The sequence below is a fragment of the Phaeobacter sp. NW0010-22 genome (assembly GCF_040365955.1).
Lineage (GTDB): Bacteria > Pseudomonadota > Alphaproteobacteria > Rhodobacterales > Rhodobacteraceae > OMPR01.
Genome location: NZ_BAABWT010000002.1, coordinates 499,600 through 515,006, shown reverse-complemented (window position 1 = coordinate 515,006; position 15,407 = coordinate 499,600). Strand labels below are relative to the sequence as shown.

21 protein-coding genes are annotated in these 15,407 nt (G+C 52.5%); 12 read left to right on the top strand and 9 right to left on the bottom strand.

Features of this window, described 5'->3' with window-relative positions:
* The first annotated feature begins 24 nt into the window (after window positions 1–24).
* The 3 genes from trxA (at window position 25) to ABWV33_RS06770 (ending at window position 1,193) form a co-directional block, all read left to right on the top strand.
* Complete coding sequence (gene trxA / locus ABWV33_RS06780) at window positions 25–345, top strand: thioredoxin (protein WP_113823806.1); 321 nt, start codon at window positions 25–27, stop codon at window positions 343–345.
* 138 nt (window positions 346–483) lie between these two features.
* Window positions 484–834, top strand: a complete 351-nt coding sequence (locus tag ABWV33_RS06775) for a Lin0512 family protein (protein ID WP_353329568.1) — start codon at window positions 484–486, stop codon at window positions 832–834.
* Complete coding sequence (locus ABWV33_RS06770) at window positions 831–1,193, top strand: Lin0512 family protein (RefSeq protein WP_113823808.1); 363 nt, start codon at window positions 831–833, stop codon at window positions 1,191–1,193. Before ABWV33_RS06775 ends, ABWV33_RS06770 begins: the two co-directional genes overlap by 4 nt.
* A 59-nt stretch (window positions 1,194–1,252) precedes the next feature.
* Here ABWV33_RS06770 and ABWV33_RS06765 read toward each other — a convergent pair whose 3' ends face one another.
* Window positions 1,253–1,447, bottom strand: coding sequence for a DUF1127 domain-containing protein (locus tag ABWV33_RS06765; RefSeq protein WP_113823809.1), 195 nt, complete (start codon window positions 1,445–1,447; stop codon window positions 1,253–1,255).
* 197 nt (window positions 1,448–1,644) lie between these two features.
* Here ABWV33_RS06765 and hslV point away from each other — a divergent pair, with 197 nt between their 5' ends.
* Both hslV and ABWV33_RS06755 read left to right on the top strand, forming a co-directional pair.
* Window positions 1,645–2,202, top strand: a complete 558-nt coding sequence (hslV, locus tag ABWV33_RS06760) for an ATP-dependent protease subunit HslV (RefSeq protein WP_113823810.1) — start codon at window positions 1,645–1,647, stop codon at window positions 2,200–2,202.
* A gap of 1 nt (window position 2,203) precedes the next feature.
* On the top strand, window positions 2,204–2,563 hold the full coding sequence (locus ABWV33_RS06755) for a hypothetical protein (RefSeq protein ID WP_113823811.1): 360 nt from the start codon (window positions 2,204–2,206) through the stop codon (window positions 2,561–2,563).
* A 58-nt stretch (window positions 2,564–2,621) separates the two neighbouring features.
* Here ABWV33_RS06755 and ABWV33_RS06750 read toward each other — a convergent pair whose 3' ends face one another.
* A complete protein-coding gene (locus tag ABWV33_RS06750) occupies window positions 2,622–3,017 on the bottom strand; it encodes a DM13 domain-containing protein (protein WP_353329565.1) in 396 nt (131 codons plus the stop codon).
* Between the two features lie 199 nt (window positions 3,018–3,216).
* On the opposite strand from ABWV33_RS06750, the gene hslU reads away from it, so the two are divergent.
* The 3 genes from hslU to ABWV33_RS06735 are packed head-to-tail and all read left to right on the top strand — an operon-like array spanning window position 3,217 to window position 6,917.
* Window positions 3,217–4,527 carry an ATP-dependent protease ATPase subunit HslU gene (hslU, locus tag ABWV33_RS06745; protein ID WP_113823813.1) on the top strand — a complete coding sequence of 437 codons (1,311 nt, stop codon included), beginning with the start codon at window positions 3,217–3,219 and terminating at the stop codon, window positions 4,525–4,527.
* 48 nt (window positions 4,528–4,575) lie between these two features.
* On the top strand, window positions 4,576–5,700 hold the full coding sequence (locus tag ABWV33_RS06740) for an alpha/beta hydrolase (RefSeq protein ID WP_502930897.1): 1,125 nt from the start codon (window positions 4,576–4,578) through the stop codon (window positions 5,698–5,700).
* Window positions 5,697–6,917 carry an MFS transporter gene (locus ABWV33_RS06735; RefSeq protein ID WP_353329561.1) on the top strand — a complete coding sequence of 407 codons (1,221 nt, stop codon included), beginning with the start codon at window positions 5,697–5,699 and terminating at the stop codon, window positions 6,915–6,917. Before ABWV33_RS06740 ends, ABWV33_RS06735 begins: the two co-directional genes overlap by 4 nt.
* Here ABWV33_RS06735 and ABWV33_RS06730 read toward each other — a convergent pair.
* From ABWV33_RS06730 to ABWV33_RS06720, 3 genes are read right to left on the bottom strand one after another with little or no spacing between them, the layout of a single operon-like run.
* Window positions 6,914–7,501: a Smr/MutS family protein gene (locus ABWV33_RS06730; RefSeq protein ID WP_113823816.1), complete on the bottom strand. Its 588-nt coding sequence runs from the start codon at window positions 7,499–7,501 to the stop codon at window positions 6,914–6,916. The genes ABWV33_RS06735 and ABWV33_RS06730 overlap by 4 nt on opposite strands.
* A complete protein-coding gene (mltA, locus tag ABWV33_RS06725; protein WP_353329559.1) occupies window positions 7,501–8,547 on the bottom strand; it encodes a murein transglycosylase A in 1,047 nt (348 codons plus the stop codon). The genes ABWV33_RS06730 and mltA overlap by 1 nt, the downstream gene beginning before the upstream one ends.
* Window positions 8,544–9,200 carry a Tim44/TimA family putative adaptor protein gene (locus ABWV33_RS06720; protein ID WP_113823818.1) on the bottom strand — a complete coding sequence of 219 codons (657 nt, stop codon included), beginning with the start codon at window positions 9,198–9,200 and terminating at the stop codon, window positions 8,544–8,546. The genes mltA and ABWV33_RS06720 overlap by 4 nt, the downstream gene beginning before the upstream one ends.
* 108 nt (window positions 9,201–9,308) lie before the next feature.
* Between ABWV33_RS06720 and ABWV33_RS06715 the strand changes: the two genes are divergently transcribed.
* On the top strand, window positions 9,309–9,824 hold the full coding sequence (locus tag ABWV33_RS06715) for an FxsA family protein (RefSeq protein WP_353329629.1): 516 nt from the start codon (window positions 9,309–9,311) through the stop codon (window positions 9,822–9,824).
* Between the two features lie 55 nt (window positions 9,825–9,879).
* On the top strand, window positions 9,880–10,383 hold the full coding sequence (gene secB / locus ABWV33_RS06710) for a protein-export chaperone SecB (RefSeq protein ID WP_113823820.1): 504 nt from the start codon (window positions 9,880–9,882) through the stop codon (window positions 10,381–10,383).
* A 24-nt stretch (window positions 10,384–10,407) separates the two neighbouring features.
* On the opposite strand, the gene dnaQ is transcribed toward secB, so the two are convergent.
* From dnaQ to ABWV33_RS06690, 4 genes are read right to left on the bottom strand one after another with little or no spacing between them, the layout of a single operon-like run.
* Window positions 10,408–11,133 (bottom strand): DNA polymerase III subunit epsilon, encoded by a 726-nt coding sequence (dnaQ, locus tag ABWV33_RS06705; protein ID WP_353329558.1) that lies wholly within the window; start codon window positions 11,131–11,133, stop codon window positions 10,408–10,410.
* On the bottom strand, window positions 11,126–11,719 hold the full coding sequence (gene coaE, locus ABWV33_RS06700) for a dephospho-CoA kinase (protein WP_353329557.1): 594 nt from the start codon (window positions 11,717–11,719) through the stop codon (window positions 11,126–11,128). Before coaE ends, dnaQ begins: the two co-directional genes overlap by 8 nt.
* A complete protein-coding gene (locus tag ABWV33_RS06695; RefSeq protein ID WP_353329556.1) occupies window positions 11,716–12,549 on the bottom strand; it encodes a shikimate dehydrogenase in 834 nt (277 codons plus the stop codon). Before ABWV33_RS06695 ends, coaE begins: the two co-directional genes overlap by 4 nt.
* Window positions 12,546–13,145 (bottom strand): Maf family protein, encoded by a 600-nt coding sequence (locus ABWV33_RS06690; protein WP_353329555.1) that lies wholly within the window; start codon window positions 13,143–13,145, stop codon window positions 12,546–12,548. Before ABWV33_RS06690 ends, ABWV33_RS06695 begins: the two co-directional genes overlap by 4 nt.
* Window positions 13,146–13,548: 403 nt before the next feature.
* Here ABWV33_RS06690 and ABWV33_RS06685 point away from each other — a divergent pair, with 403 nt between their 5' ends.
* The gene (locus tag ABWV33_RS06685) at window positions 13,549–13,998 is read left to right on the top strand and encodes a CopD family protein (RefSeq protein WP_353329554.1); all 450 of its coding nucleotides are present in this window, start codon (window positions 13,549–13,551) and stop codon (window positions 13,996–13,998) included.
* A 121-nt stretch (window positions 13,999–14,119) separates the two neighbouring features.
* Complete coding sequence (rho, locus tag ABWV33_RS06680; protein WP_113823826.1) at window positions 14,120–15,391, top strand: transcription termination factor Rho; 1,272 nt, start codon at window positions 14,120–14,122, stop codon at window positions 15,389–15,391.
* Window positions 15,392–15,407: the final 16 nt, after the last annotated feature.

Below are 15,407 nucleotides of genomic sequence, written 5' to 3'. Positions count from 1 at the left end.
CGCATTCCATTCAGGAGACAGAATATGTCCACCGTAGCCGTCACCGACGAAACATTCGACGCCGAAGTCAAAAACTCTGACATCCCCGTAGTGGTGGATTTCTGGGCGGAATGGTGTGGCCCTTGCAAACAGATCGGCCCTGCTCTGGAAGAGCTGGCAGCTGAATACAACGGTCAGATCAAGATCGCCAAGGTTGATGTCGACAGCAACCCGAACTCTGCCGCCGCCATGGGCGTGCGCGGTATTCCAGCGTTGTTCATTTTCAAAGACGGTGAGGTGATTTCGAACCGTGCCGGCGCCGCACCCAAGGCCGCGCTGGCCAGCTGGATCAAAGACTCGATCTGATCCATCTTTGATATGCACGATCAAGGCGTCCCCTGAGGGCGCCTTTTTCATGTCTGGCCCTGAGGCAACATCGAAATTGGACCTTTCCCCCGGCCAACAACTGGGCAAAGTGACCGCATACAATGTTCAGGAGGCAACATGGCCAAAACACGGGTTCTTGTGGAGTTCGGCATGGGCAGTTCGCTCAGGCGCGAAGATTACACCGAGGCAGCACTGCGCGCGATCAAAGACGCGCTCTGGCACAATTCGGTCAACATGGCCGAGCTGTTTGATTTTCCGAAAGAAGCGATGATCATCGACGCAGAAATCGGCGTTCAGAAGCCAGAACAGGTTGATGTCGACTCGCTGAAGGCGATCTTTCCCTATGGCCAACCAACCATAACGGTGGTTCAGGGTGGATTGGACATCGAAAAAACACACACCGAAGGCAGCACGGTCATCGCAAATGCCGCCATTGTCGTCTCTTTCGATATGGAGCCCACAGCATGACCGAGAAACGCATCATTTTGGAAATGGGTATGGGGAATGACTTGTATGGTCAGGACTACACCAAAGCCGCCCAGCGCGCCGTGCAGGATGCATTGCACCACTCGTCGATCACCTTGTTTTCAAAGCTTGGCGTTGATCACACGGAAATGCGTGTTCAAGTGACGATCGGTGTGCAAAACCCGGATGACGTCGATTGTGATGTAGTGGCTGCTGATCTGCCGCGTGGCCGGGCCGAAGTGCGCGCCGTCAAAGGCGGGTTGGATGTCCATGACGCAGAGGCCGGAACGCATCACATCGTTGCAACTGCAGCAGTTGAGGCGTTTCTGCCCGATATGGCTGAAAAGTATAAGCTGTCCTAAAACGACAAAAGCCGCTCTGGTCCAGAGCGGCCTTAATCTAACAGGATTATCGGCATGGTTTAGACCAGCTCGATTTCCTTACGAGTCAATCCGATATCGTCCAGCTGACGATCGGTCAGAACTGACAAAGCTTTGCGTGTCGCACGGGCTTTGTTCCATTCGACCAAGTTGGATTTAACGTTGATAACCGCGTCAACGACGCGAAGAGTTGTGACGGCACCGATGGGTGCATGAGTGTGAGCAACAGTTGCCATTTTCGCGCTTCCTTATTTGATCTAACCGACCCCTTGTCGGCTATGAAGCTCATTTAGGTGTGTTCGCTGAGTCTCACAAATGCTGGATTCACAGGCCCGATTTGCACGCAATGCATAGCATATGGGCAAAAAATGCGCCGTTGCGTCCGGCTGCCCCACATCCCATATACAAATTCGCAGATAAAACGGAGGCTCCAATGGCAGACGATCAATTCCCCGGTTGGCACGGCACAACCATCATCGGCGTGAAAAAAGGCGACGAAGTTGTGATTGCAGGCGACGGGCAGGTTAGCCTTGGCCAAACCGTGATCAAAGGCACCGCGCGCAAGGTGCGCAAACTGTCACCCGGTGGGTTTGATGTGGTTGCAGGCTTTGCCGGATCCACAGCGGATGCCTTTACCCTGCTCGAGCGTCTGGAAACCAAGCTGGAGGCAACACCCGGTCAATTGGCACGCGCAAGTGTTGAGCTGGCCAAGGATTGGCGCACGGACAAATACCTGCAAAAGCTCGAGGCGATGCTGATCGTCACCGACGGCAAAGACATGTTTGTGATTACCGGGGCAGGGGATGTTCTGGAGCCCGAACACAATGTGGCAGCGATTGGATCAGGCGGAAACTTTGCCTTAGCAGCGGCCCGTGCCATGATGGACAGCGAAAAAGACGCCGAAACCGTTGCGCGCGATGCCATGGCGATTGCAGCGGACATTTGCGTCTACACAAACGGGCGACTGACCGTGGAGAAAATCGGAGGATAAGATGAATAGCCTGCTTGCCATTGCCGTCGGTGTTCTAACGGGGATCGGAGCGTCGGTGGTCAGCAGTTATTTTGGCCCAAGATGGCTAGACGAACACAGGGCACAAAAGAACAAGTCGCGCTTGGAGCCACGCGCTGAGCTGTTACGCAAACTCTTAGACGATCCCGACTATACCAGTCGCAATTTTCGCACCCTCAGAACAGTGACCGGCATGAAAGACGAAGAATGCCGAGATCTGCTGATTGAAATCGGCGCGCGCGGTGTCGTCACTGTGTCTGGAAATGAGGCTTGGGCGCTCATTTCCAAAAAGCCCCTCAATACAGCAGCGGATGAAAATGTTGCTGATGAGGATATCGGATAAAAGGGGCTGAGCCGAAGCTCAACCCCCTAAGGGCGGTCGTTGTGAGTGGTGGGTGCCCTTAGTTGATAGAAGCCACGCCCAGTGGAACACCGGCAACCTCGCACCAGATGTACACTTCGTTGAATTTGGAAACGTCCCAGGTCGCAGGAACGGCGTATTGCTGTTTGCCGGTCAGCTTAAGCAGCGCGCCCAGCTTGGTATCGGGGTCATATTTGCCATCTTTGCCAAATGCCACCCGTGGATCAGGGCCACCGTCCAGCGAGAAATCTTTGCCCAACTCAACAATGTAGCGATCGCCATCTTTGACAACTTTGACCGACCCGGTTGTCACGTGATTGCTAAGACCCTCAAAGGTGCCTTTAGCTCCGCCTGCCAGCGCGGCTCCGGTGCTTGCGATTGTCAGCGCCATGCCGGATGCGGCTGCGGCCAGAAACAGAGAACGACGATTGATCATGTGAGGGATCTCCCTTGGAAGTAGAGGCGATAGTGCCTTGGGGTGAGAGTTGGGCAAAACGAACTTCGAATGAAAGGGGGGCTCACAGCACACTGATCGGCCGTGTTCAGCCCGTGTTTTCGCGTGAGTGGCCCGTGATCATCTTGTGTTTTCCGCGCCCATGCTTAGGTTCCCGATAACCCAATTGGATAGAGTGATCATGACCGACCTGACCCCGCGCGAAATTGTTTCTGAACTGGATCGATTCATCATTGGCCAGAACGACGCCAAACGGGCGGTTGCTGTGGCGCTGCGTAATCGGTGGCGGCGCAAGCAGTTGTCTGATGACCTGCGCGAAGAGGTTTATCCAAAAAACATTCTGATGATTGGCCCCACCGGCGTTGGCAAGACTGAGATCAGCCGCCGATTGGCCAAACTGGCGCGCGCGCCGTTCCTTAAGGTCGAGGCCACAAAATTCACCGAAGTCGGCTATGTCGGACGCGACGTAGAACAAATTGTCCGCGATCTGGTCGATAGCGCCATTGCGATGACCCGTGAACACATGCGCGAAGACGTCAAGGCAAATGCTTACAAAGCCGCCGAAGACCGCGTGATCGAAGCCATCGCAGGCGAAGACGCCCGTGAAGGCACCCGCGAAATGTTCCGCAAAAAGCTGAAATCCGGCGAACTGGACGATACCATCATCGAGTTGGATCTGGCGGACAATTCGAATCCGATGTCGATGTTTGAAATGCCCGGTCAACCCGGTGGCGGTCAAATGGGCATGATGAACCTTGGCGATCTGTTCGGCAAAGCGATGGGCGGCCGGACCGTTAAACGCAAGTTGACCGTATCCGAAAGCTACGAAGTCTTGATCGGTGAAGAAGCAGACAAGCTATTGGATGATGAAACGGTGACCCGCGCCGCATTGGATGCCGTTGAACAGAATGGAATCGTGTTCCTTGATGAGATCGACAAAGTTTGTGCCCGTTCAGACGCCCGTGGCGGCGATGTCTCGCGTGAAGGGGTTCAGCGCGACCTATTGCCTTTGATCGAAGGCACCACAGTTTCCACAAAACACGGTGCGGTTAAAACCGATCACATCCTGTTTATCGCATCGGGCGCGTTCCATATCGCCAAACCCAGCGATCTGTTGCCCGAGCTTCAGGGGCGTTTGCCGATCCGGGTAGAATTGCGCGCACTGACCGAAGAGGACTTTGTCCGTATATTGACCGAAACCGACAACGCGCTGACCCTACAATACACCGCGCTGATGGGCACAGAAGAGGTCGCCGTCAGCTTTACCAAAGACGGGATCGCGGCGCTGGCCAAGATCGCGGCTGATGTAAATCAGTCGGTTGAAAACATCGGGGCGCGCCGTTTGTACACTGTGATGGAGCGAGTCTTTGAAGAGCTTTCGTTCACCGCGCCAGATCGGTCAGGCGAAGCGATCATCGTAAATGCGGAGTTTGTCGAAACCAATCTGGGTGCGCTTTCAAAATCGACAGATATCAGTCGCTACGTTCTCTAGACGTTACCAAAAAATCCGTTAGCTTGGATCGTATCTGTTAGCGGAGCGATCCAAGTGCGATTTTTTCTAATCTGTTGTGTTACACTCTGGCTCGCCTCTTGTACGGACCGTAGTTATTCCCCCATCTATCCAGAAGCCTTGGAAGTTGGCGCGCCCTTTACCGTTTTTGCAGCGACCAGTCGCGCCCAAGAAAGCGATGGAACCTTTGGATTTCGCCGGTCAGAACAGCTGAGCCTTTTGGAATTGACCGTCTCAATTCCCCCAAACCATACACCTGGCGAATTGAAGTTTGGGTATGCAAACCCAAAACCCAAAACAGAATTCACATTGGCCCAACAAACTGAATTCAATAGCTTTCAGACCTTTGAGACACGGCTGACAGATTACATTCAACAGAAAAAGGCAGGGCCTAAAGAGGTTACGATCTTTGTCCATGGCTATAACACGACGCAGAATGAGACCGCTTTTCGGGCTGCCCAGTTAGCGCATGATGTCAAACTACCCGGTGCATTGGTGTTGTATTCATGGCCAAGTCGCGCCCGCGCCTTCGGCTATGCCTATGACTACGACAGTATGTTGTTTGCTCGCGATGGGCTGGAAAAACTCATTCGCGAGGTCAAAAGGACAGGGGCAGAGCGTATCATTCTGCTCGCTCATTCAATGGGGTCCGCTCTCACTATGGAAATGCTGCGCCTGGTAGAGACAAATGATCCCGGTTGGGCCAAGCGCCATTTGGGAGGTATTGTCCTGATTTCGCCCGATCTGGATGTGGATGTCTTTCGGTCCCAGATGAATAGGATCGAACATATTCCCCAACCGTTTGTCATCATGGTTTCTGAAAAGGATAAGGCGCTGAATGTATCTGCTCGCCTACGCGGAACGTCTGACAGTGAACGGTTGGGCAACATAAGCTCAATCGACAAGATCGCCGATCTTCCCATTGAGATTATCGATACAACTGCTTTCTCCTCTGATGCAGCCTCGTCTCACTTTGTCACAGCAACTTCACCTGCTTTAATCGCATTGTTAAATTCTGCGCGCTCCATGAGCGACACCTTTGGGCCTGAGGATTTCGGTCTCAATGTAGCTGGTTCAAGCGTGCGTCAAATAGCGAATGGTGCGACTGAAATTGCTTTGACACCAGGCACCAGTTTAGCATCGGAGAGCCGGTGAGTCTTCTCACTTTTAGGACCTACCTGTCGAACAATGCACCTTGGTTGGCCGCTGGCGGGTTATTGACCCTGTTGTCCAGTTTTGGACAGACTTTCTTTATATCGATCTTTGCCGGTGAAATCCGGGTTGCGTTCGACCTGAGCCATGGAGAATGGGGTGGGTTGTATTCGATTGGCACCACAGCATCGGCGGTGGTTATGGTTTGGGCCGGCACGCTCACCGATATGTTTCGGGTGCGAAAACTAGGCCCTATTGTCCTGTTTGGATTAGCGCTGGCCTGCCTTGCAATGGCTTTCAACAGTTGGGTTGTTGCCCTTCCGATTGTTATTTTTGCGTTGCGGTTCTTTGGCCAAGGCATGAGCAGCCACATCGCAATGGTCGCGATGGCGCGTTGGTTCACCAAGACACGGGGCAAAGCGATGTCCATTGCAACACTAGGGTTTGCCTTGGGAGAAGCGACACTGCCTTTGGTATTTGTGGCGGCCATGACCGTTGTTGACTGGCACCTATTGTGGGTCATTTCTGCCGGGATATGCTTACTTGGAATTCCAATTCTAATGCGTCTGTTGCGCCACGAGCGCACACCACAAAGCATGTCCGAAAGCTATGACTCAACCGGGATGGAGGGGCGTCACTGGACACGCGGGGACACCCTGCGCAACCCGTTGTTCTGGTTTATGGTTCCCGCCCTGTTGGGCCCGTCCGCCTTTAGCACTGCATTCTTTTTTCATCAGGTGCATTTCGCGGAAATCAAAGGTCTAACGCACGTTGAATTGGTCGCCTTTTTTCCTGTTTACACAGTGCTTTCTATCATCGCGATGATGGCATCCGGCTGGGCACTGGATAAAATTGGAACGCCCCGCCTGATGCCATATTCACAACTGCCAATGGTCGCGGCGTTTTTGTTTTTTGCCTTCGGATCCGGAAACGGAATGATCTTTGCAGGGTTTTTGTTCTTGGCCCTGACTGCTGGGGCAAATGCGACCCTGCCCAACGCGTTTTGGGCCGAATTCTATGGCACGGCGCACATCGGATCTATCAAAGCCATGGCAGCGGCCTTGATGGTATTGGGGTCCGCAATCGGACCTGGTGTCACCGGCGTGCTAATTGATTTCGGGGTAGGGATTGAAGCACAGTTCATAGGCGTGGCCGGGTATTTCGTTTTCGTGACCGTTTTGATGGTCATGGGCATACGTCGGGCGACACCTTCGCTTTAACGATTCCGTTTGAGATACACGTAATATGCCCCATCGCCACCATGGCTGATGTGTGCCTGCGTTACTTGCAACACGGCCTGCGCCAAAGGGGGCAGGGAGAGCCATTGCGGTACCTGATTGCGCAACACGCCGCGCGGGGTGGGGATGGGCCCCGGTTCGTCCCGATCCTTACCTTTGCCGGTAATCACCAAAACCAACCGCTTACCCGAAGCCTGTGCGCCCAGAATGAACCTGTTTAATGCAGGATGAGCCGTATCCACACGCATCCCGTGCAAATCTAGCCGCCCTTCGGGTTTCAGTTTACCACGCTTCATTTTACCAAAGGATTTGTGGTCCATTTGAACAGGTGTATGCGCCAGCATATGAGAAATCGCGGGTTTCAGGCTATGCTTAGCAGGCTTTGGCATCGCCTTGTGACCCAAAACAAAGGGTTCGATCCTTGGCGTCGACACTGAGGGCATCTTGTGCACCGCTTGTGGGGCCGGAACAGCGGCCTCAAACCGATGCGGGTGCAATCGTTCTGCTTTTTGCGCTACTTGCTGCCACAACTCGAGCTCGGATTTTGTGAGTTTTCGCCGTGACATCAGAATCCATCCGGCAAAAGCGCATACGCCCGTTGAATAGGCAACAAAACCACCATCCGGCCCGGATCACGCAAACGCCCCGCAGCGTCTCCCGCGCCATCGCCCGTTCCAAAAAAGATATCCGCCCGTTGCGCGCCTTTGATAGCAGACCCGGTGTCTTGTGCGATCATAAGACGGCGCATTTTGCCTGCTCCGTCTTTTTCAACCCAAACAGGGGCCCCAAGCGGCGTGTAAGAAGGGTCAACCGCGACGCTGCGCAAGGCAGTGATCGACCGGTTCATCGCTCCCAATGGTCCTTTGTCGGCAGAAACCCGGCTGACCTCGCGGAAAAAGACATAAGACGGATTATGCATCAACAGTTCGATCCCATCGATCGGGTTACGCCGCACCCAGTTCTTGATGACCTGCGCACTCACTTGATGCGCCTTATAGACACCTCGGCGGACCAACTCGACCCCCACAGAGCGATAAGAATGACCATTTGCGCCGCCATAACCAACCCTTACGGATTGCCCGTCAGGCATACGTATTCGCCCTGATCCCTGAATCTGCAGAAAGAACAATTCAACCGGATCATCGACCCATGCGATTTCCAGACCACGATTATCCATCACTCCACTGGTCAGGATTTCCCGACGGCTCAACCAAGTTGAGGCTGCCTTTGCTTCGCGCGGTAGTTTATAGATCGGGTATTTAAATCGATCGGTCCGATACCGTGATCCATCGAGTTCGGGTTCGAAATATCCAGTAAACATGGCATCTTTCCCGTCTTCGATCAAAACAGGCCGAAAAAACAATTCGAAAAAAGAACGCGCTGTTTCTACGGTTTGAGATTGAGCAACCGCGCATAGCGACTGCCAATCCGGGTCATTAAAATCACCGCAGGTATTCATGAACACAGACAACGCCGCGCCATGATCATCTTTTGACCAGCCATCAAGCTGATCAAAAGATAGAATTTTATGTGAGAGTTCGGGGTCGGACGCTGCGCCCGATGCGGTCATCATGGCACCAGCCAATATAACCGACCGGAGCGCGGCAATCATGCGTCCGTGGCGACAAGCAGCCAGTTTGGATCATCTGTGCCCATCGCACGGGCAAAGGTCCAGCTGTCTTTCTGACGCTTGACTGTATTTGGATTACCTTCGACGATATCCCCGCCGCGATCACGCACAACCGATGTGAGCTCGGCGACAAATCGCATGGTTATTTCTGCTTTGTTGGTGTCTTTGTCGAACGCAACATCCACGATGCTGGTTTCGCGTACACCGATAAACTCAGCTTCGATGCTCAGACCCTGATCTTCGCGGTGGGACACCACCGAGACAAAGGTTTCGAATACATCCTCGGCGAGGAACGGTTGAATATCGTTCAGATCCCCACGTTCAAAGCCCATAACGATCATCTCATAGGCACCACGCGAGCCTTGTACGAAATCACTGACCGAGAAACCCGGTTCAATGCGCTTCATCGCTGCCAGATTTTGCGCCAGCTCGCTGTCTTCGGGAACATGGTCGGTAATATCGCGATCTGGTCCGCCGTCGATGACTTCAAAATCACGGCGCGTCTTAGACGCAGGTTGCATCGGTTCAGGCGGTTTTTCATAACCTTCCCGTGTGCCTAAAACGTTTTTAAGGCGCAGGATCAGGAATACGGCAATGCCGGCCAAAACCAAAAGCTGGATCAGGGGTGAGTTCATTTCATCCTCGTTTCAGGCATGAGGCTTTGTAAGCTGGGCCTCAGACCCTTATGTAGGTCACGGATAGGGGCAAGTCCACCGTCCAGCCTATAGGAAAGGAAAGTGAAAATGTATCTGTTCTTGGCTTTTTTGCTGGTTCCGATTGTAGAAATCGCCCTGTTTATTCAGGTGGGCGGGTTGATCGGGCTATGGCCAACGCTTGCAATCGTAGTGATCACTGCGGTTTTGGGTACATGGCTGGTGCGGACACAAGGTCGCATGGCAATGGGACAATTGCAGCAATCTTTCTCCACTTTGAATGATCCGACTGAACCTCTCGCGCATGGAGCGATGATCCTTTTTTCTGGTGCTCTGCTTTTAACGCCTGGATTTTTTACCGATGCGGTTGGGTTTGCCTTGCTGATCCCTGCCGTTCGTGTGGGTGTGTTTCGTTACCTCAGCTCCAAAGTGAAGGTGTCGCAATTCCAGATGGGAACTGGGGCACAATTCCACCAAACACGCCACGGTCAAGGCCCAGCTTACAAACAAGGGGATGTGATTGACGGTGATTTCGAAGAAGTCCGCAAGCCGCGTGATCCTAATGCCCCAGCATCAGGTTGGGTCGAGGGTCCTGACCGCCATTGAGGTGATCTGACCAAGCTGATAAGCATTGGCAGATTTGATTTTGAGGAGTAGTTCCATGGCCGACAACGGCGAAGATACAGCGGCACAAGCCCCAGCAGCACCGCAGGTCCAGATGAGCGTTTTGTCGCAATTCATCCGTGACTTGTCCTTTGAAAATGTGATGGCTCAAAAGGGCACTTCGGGCGAAGTTCAGCCTGACGTCAACGTTCAGGTTAATCTGGATGCCAAAAAGCGCCCGGCAGATCACCAGTACGAAGTTGCGATCAAACTGAACATACAGTCCAAAGCTAAAGGCATGGAAGACGTTCTGTTTGTGTTCGAATTGGACTATTGCGGCATCTTCCACGTCGAAGGTGTGCCGGAAGACCAGCTGCACCCGTTCCTGTTGATCGAATGCCCTCGGATGCTGTTCCCGTTCCTGCGTCGGATCGTCAGCGACATCACCCGTGACGGTGGCTATCCTCCGCTCAACCTCGACAACATCGACTTTGTTGCTTTGTATCGCAACGAACTGGCGCGCCTGCAGGCCGCACAAGCAAACCAAACAGCAGACGCCTGATCTGTTTAACGCACCTGATACCGATCAGGTGCGTTTCCACAGGGCGCCATCTCCCAATTTATCGACAAAACCCTGATGTGCCACGCGCTCTTCTTCAGTCACGCGCGACGGTAAGGGGTTGGGCCGCGCTGTCGGACGCCAAATCTCGGTCACGCCCTGCTCATTCGATGTAGCGGCACTGGATAGCGCAAAATCAGGTTGCCGCCCCCCAATAAGTTCAAGATAGACCTCGGCCAAAATCTCGGAATCGAGCAGAGCGCCGTGCAAAGTTCGCGACGTATTGTCGATGTGAAACCGTCGACACAACGCATCCAAAGTTGCCGGGGACCCCGGGAATTTTTTCCGGGCGATCGCCAATGTATCCAACGCTTGCGACATAGGAAGCTCTGGCAAACCCATCCAACGCAATTCGGCGTTCAGGAATTTCATATCAAAGGACGCGTTGTGGATCACCAGAGTTGAATCGCCAATAAAATCCAAAAACGCCTGACCAACCTGCGCAAACAGGGGTTTGTCTTTCAGGGTTACGGCCCCGGGCTTAGGCGGTTGCGGCGGTTCCAAAAGGTCCGGGCCGATACCATGAACCCCAAACGCGCCTTCGGGCATAGAACGTTGTGGGTTAATGTATTGATGATAGGTTTTGCCGGTGGCCATGTGGTTCCACAGCTCAACCGCCCCGATTTCAACAATCCGATCACCGCTATCGGGATCAAATCCAGTTGTTTCAGTATCAAGTGCGACTTCACGCATCTTTCAATCCTGCTCTTATCTTGGCCACGATGTCACGCACCTGCGAGCGTGCTTGGTCCAATGTATCTGTCTGGATGACATAATCTGCTTGGGCGCATTTTTCGTCATTGGGCATCTGTTTTGCCCGGATCTGTTCAAACTGGGCCAAGGTCATTGTTCCGCGCGCTAAAACGCGGTCCTGTTGAACCTCGGGAGAGACCGAAACACAGGCCACTGCGTCCATGGCTGCGTTGCCGCCCGTTTCAAACATCAACGGCACATCAAACACCAAAATGTCAGCTGTTGCGGTTTCCTTGAACTGAGCGCGATCCTGACCAACCAATGGATGCACAATCTGTTCAATCTGCTTTAACGCGTTTGGGTTTTCACCAATGATCCGCTTTAAGGCGACTCGGTTGACGGCGCCATCTTCGATAGCATCCGGAAACGCAGCCCCCATCGGGTCAACGGCAGCGCCACCAACCACATACAAGCGATGTACCGCAGCATCCGCATCCCAAAGGGCACAGCCCTCGTCGACGAACATCTGAGCTGTGGTGCTTTTTCCCATGCCTATGGACCCGGTCAGTCCTAAGAGAAAATTCATCTCAGGGCCGCTGCACGTGTTGCAGAATCCACCGCTGGACGTTCACCGAACCACCGTTCAAATCCAGGAACAGCTTGATGAAGCAACATGCCAAGCCCGTCTACAGTCACACAGCCTGCTTCTTCGGCTTCGAGCAATAGATTTGTTTTGAGCGGGGCGTAGACAAGATCGGTAACCACCGCGTCTTTCTGTAATCCATCAAGTGGGACACGTAATTCACGTTGGCCCATCATGCCCAAAGAAGTGGTGTTGACCACTAACTTGGCCTCTTCAATCACATTGCCGGCCTGAACCCATTCGACCACGCGTATTCTCTGACCGAAATCTTCACGCAGTTTGTCTGCCCGCAGGCGTGTTCGGTTGGTGAGAATGATTTCGGGCACGCCAACCTCGCACAGGGCTGAAACCACCGCCCGGGAGGCACCGCCAGCGCCAAGAACAACGGCAGGTCCCGAGGTCGGATCCCAATCCGGCGCCCCAGCGCGCAGGTTTTCCATAAACCCGTATCCGTCGGTGTTATCCGCGTGGATTTTGCCATCCGGTAGGAAAATCAGTGTATTTGCCGCTCCGATCAGCGTTGCGCGATCTGTAATCTGATCCGCGATCTGCATCACCGCCTCTTTGTGGGGAACAGTGATGTTCACACCTACAAATCCAGCCTTTGGCAGGCTGCGCAGAACTTGTTCCAAATTCTCAGGCGCCACATCCATTGGAATATAATGTCCATCAAGCCCATAGGTCTGCAACCAGTGACGATGAAGCCGCGGAGACCGTGAATGCGCGATCGGGTGGCCAATCACCCCGGCCAATGGAATCTTGTGTTCGGTCATTGTTCGATTACCCCCCGCAGCGTCAGGAAATTAAGTAGCTCCAGTAGGGGCATACCCAAAACGTTAAAATAGTCTCCGTCAATGTTCGAAAACAGACGAACACCTTCTTCTTCAAGTTTATACGCCCCAACCGCATGTTGAATACTGTGCCAATTTCGGTCGACGTAGTCTTGCAGGTAAGCATCAGAGCTGTCGCGCATCCGCAACCGAACTTGACCGACATGACGCCAAATTGGTTCACCATCCTGATAAATCACCGCAGCCGACAGCAACATATGCCGATTACCGCGCATCGCTTGTAGCTGTTGCACTGCATCTTTGGGTGATTTCGGTTTGGAAAGCAGCTGTCCGTTAAAGTCCAACACCTGATCACAGCCCAGAACCATGGCCCCGGGGGTTTTGTCACTGATCTTGCGCGCTTTCATTTCCGCCAGAGCATCGGCGATATCGCGCGGCGATGCCTGTTCAGCACGCAAAGCATGCTTAATAGTTTCTTCATCGACCCGTGCCACTTTAACTAAAAATGGGACGGCGGCGTTTTCCAGCAGCTGAGCCCGAATAGCGGACCCCGACGCAAGAATAAGGGGGATAGACATGTGGATAACCCCGTCTGCAAGGCGTTGAGTGTTCTTGCATGGTTTGTATGGTTTTACGCTTGCCACGCAACCCCAGAGGTTTCGTGAAAATCTTCTCTGAGTCGTTCAAGCTCTATCCTTTTGGGGTAAGGATAACTTTAAAACTTAGAATAACTCACAGACTCACACTCCATCAACAAGTTATCCCCAAAATGCGCTCACATACATCAATATTAAGACATTGATTTCAAATAACTAAATTCAAAAATTCCAAACATGTGTGTGAACCGAGATGGATTTACCCTCATGGGGATAAGCGCTTGGGTAACATAATTATCCACGAAAATTATCCTCCCTACAAAACCATCATCCTTTCTCTTCTTATATTTATTTAATAAGGACTCCCTGACACCGCGAGGATCACATGACGGATTTACTCTTCACGCTGTACCCTTGGGTAAAGTCACTGCACATCATGGCGGTTCTGTCTTGGATGGCTGGACTGTTCTATTTGCCCAGATTGTTTGTTCATCATGTTGAGCAGGCACAGTCAGTCGAAGGTGCATCAGAAATCTTTACAATGATGCAGGGAAAGCTGCTTTATATCATTATGAGACCAGCAATGATCGTCGCTTGGGTCTGTGGCCTGATCATCGTGGCAACGCCTGGGATTGTTGATTGGAACTATTTCTGGCCTTGGACCAAGGGCGCAGGGGTAATAGCTATGACAGGGTTCCATATTTGGCTCGCCAAGCGCCACAAAGACTTTGTTGCGGGTCAGAATACTCTGTCAGGCCGTCAGTACCGCCTCATGAACGAGGTTCCGACCGTTTTGATGATCATCATTGTCCTATCGGTCATTCTGAAATTCTGAGTGATATTTGACTCAGACGTTCAGCTCGCCTATGTAACCGCCAACACGCCCGTCCTGGGCGAAGTGTATTCCATTTTTGAATGTCTGTGACGCGCTACTGGCGCACAAAGGTCGTATATCCATGACAACTGAATCCCTGAACCTTGCTGATCTCAAGGCGCAAACCCCCAAGAACCTGCTTTCCATGGCAGAAGACTTGGAAATCGAAAATGCATCCACGATGCGCAAGGGTGAGATCATGTTCCAAATTCTGCGCGAACGCGCGGATGAGGGATGGGCTGTAGGCGGCGATGGCGTTCTTGAGGTGCTGCAGGATGGTTTCGGCTTTTTGCGGTCTCCTGAAGCAAATTATTTGCCGGGTCCAGATGACATCTATGTTTCGCCTGACATGATCCGCCAGTATTCGCTGCGCACCGGTGACACGGTCGAAGGTCAGATGAAAGCACCTATGGACACAGAGCGCTATTTCGCTTTGACCAACGTGACCAAAATCAACTTTGAAGACCCTGAAAGAGCGCGTCATAAGATTGCATTCGATAACCTGACACCGCTCTATCCTGATGAGCGGCTTAAGATGGAAGTCGAAGATCCAACGATCAAAGATAAATCAGCACGTGTGATCGATCTGGTGTCACCAATTGGTAAGGGTCAGCGATCCTTGATCGTGGCGCCGCCGCGGACTGGTAAAACAGTGATTTTGCAGAACATTGCGAACTCGATCGAGAAAAACCACCCCGAGTGCTATTTGATCGTTCTGTTGATCGACGAACGGCCCGAAGAAGTTACGGACATGCAGCGTTCGGTTAAGGGAGAGGTTGTGTCGTCGACCTTTGACGAGCCTGCCACACGCCACGTTGCTGTGTCTGAGATGGTTATCGAAAAAGCGAAGCGCCTTGTCGAGCATAAACGAGATGTTGTGATCCTTCTTGATTCGATCACAAGACTTGGTAGAGCATTCAACACCGTAGTGCCATCTTCGGGTAAAGTTCTGACCGGTGGTGTTGATGCAAACGCTCTGCAGCGTCCCAAACGATTCTTTGGTGCGGCCCGGAATATCGAAGAGGGTGGATCGTTGACAATTATCGCCACTGCTCTGATTGATACCGGCTCACGTATGGACGAGGTAATCTTTGAAGAATTCAAAGGGACTGGTAACTCAGAAATTGTTCTGGATCGTAAGATCGCTGATAAACGAGTGTTCCCAGCTATCGACATTCTTAAATCTGGAACACGTAAGGAAGAACTGTTGGTCGACAAAGGGGATCTTGCTAAGACGTTTGTGCTGCGCCGTATTCTTAATCCGATGGGCACCACAGACGCGATTGAATTCTTAATGTCCAAGTTGAAGCAAACCAAATCGAATGGTGATTTCTTCGACTCGATGAACACATAAATTCAGGCTAAAATCT

Bases quoted from the DNA above. Each gene is read 5' to 3' on its own strand.
- mltA (WP_353329559.1), bottom strand. From the start codon at position 8,547: ATGATTGCCGCGCTCCGGTCGGTTATATTGGCTGGTGCCATGATGACC.
- ABWV33_RS06765 (WP_113823809.1), bottom strand. From the start codon at position 1,447: ATGGCAACTGTTGCTCACACTCATGCACCCATCGGTGCCGTCACAACT.
- secB (WP_113823820.1), top strand. From the start codon at position 9,880: ATGGCCGACAACGGCGAAGATACAGCGGCACAAGCCCCAGCAGCACCG.
- ABWV33_RS06690 (WP_353329555.1), bottom strand. From the start codon at position 13,145: ATGTCTATCCCCCTTATTCTTGCGTCGGGGTCCGCTATTCGGGCTCAG.
- hslU (WP_113823813.1), top strand. From the start codon at position 3,217: ATGACCGACCTGACCCCGCGCGAAATTGTTTCTGAACTGGATCGATTC.
- ABWV33_RS06770 (WP_113823808.1), top strand. From the start codon at position 831: ATGACCGAGAAACGCATCATTTTGGAAATGGGTATGGGGAATGACTTG.
- dnaQ (WP_353329558.1), bottom strand. From the start codon at position 11,133: ATGCGTGAAGTCGCACTTGATACTGAAACAACTGGATTTGATCCCGAT.
- ABWV33_RS06685 (WP_353329554.1), top strand. From the start codon at position 13,549: ATGACGGATTTACTCTTCACGCTGTACCCTTGGGTAAAGTCACTGCAC.
- rho (WP_113823826.1), top strand. From the start codon at position 14,120: ATGACAACTGAATCCCTGAACCTTGCTGATCTCAAGGCGCAAACCCCC.
- ABWV33_RS06730 (WP_113823816.1), bottom strand. From the start codon at position 7,501: ATGTCACGGCGAAAACTCACAAAATCCGAGCTCGAGTTGTGGCAGCAA.
- hslV (WP_113823810.1), top strand. From the start codon at position 1,645: ATGGCAGACGATCAATTCCCCGGTTGGCACGGCACAACCATCATCGGC.
- ABWV33_RS06755 (WP_113823811.1), top strand. From the start codon at position 2,204: ATGAATAGCCTGCTTGCCATTGCCGTCGGTGTTCTAACGGGGATCGGA.
- trxA (WP_113823806.1), top strand. From the start codon at position 25: ATGTCCACCGTAGCCGTCACCGACGAAACATTCGACGCCGAAGTCAAA.
- ABWV33_RS06715 (WP_353329629.1), top strand. From the start codon at position 9,309: ATGTATCTGTTCTTGGCTTTTTTGCTGGTTCCGATTGTAGAAATCGCC.
- ABWV33_RS06695 (WP_353329556.1), bottom strand. From the start codon at position 12,549: ATGACCGAACACAAGATTCCATTGGCCGGGGTGATTGGCCACCCGATC.
- ABWV33_RS06750 (WP_353329565.1), bottom strand. From the start codon at position 3,017: ATGATCAATCGTCGTTCTCTGTTTCTGGCCGCAGCCGCATCCGGCATG.
- ABWV33_RS06720 (WP_113823818.1), bottom strand. From the start codon at position 9,200: ATGAACTCACCCCTGATCCAGCTTTTGGTTTTGGCCGGCATTGCCGTA.
- coaE (WP_353329557.1), bottom strand. From the start codon at position 11,719: ATGAATTTTCTCTTAGGACTGACCGGGTCCATAGGCATGGGAAAAAGC.
- ABWV33_RS06775 (WP_353329568.1), top strand. From the start codon at position 484: ATGGCCAAAACACGGGTTCTTGTGGAGTTCGGCATGGGCAGTTCGCTC.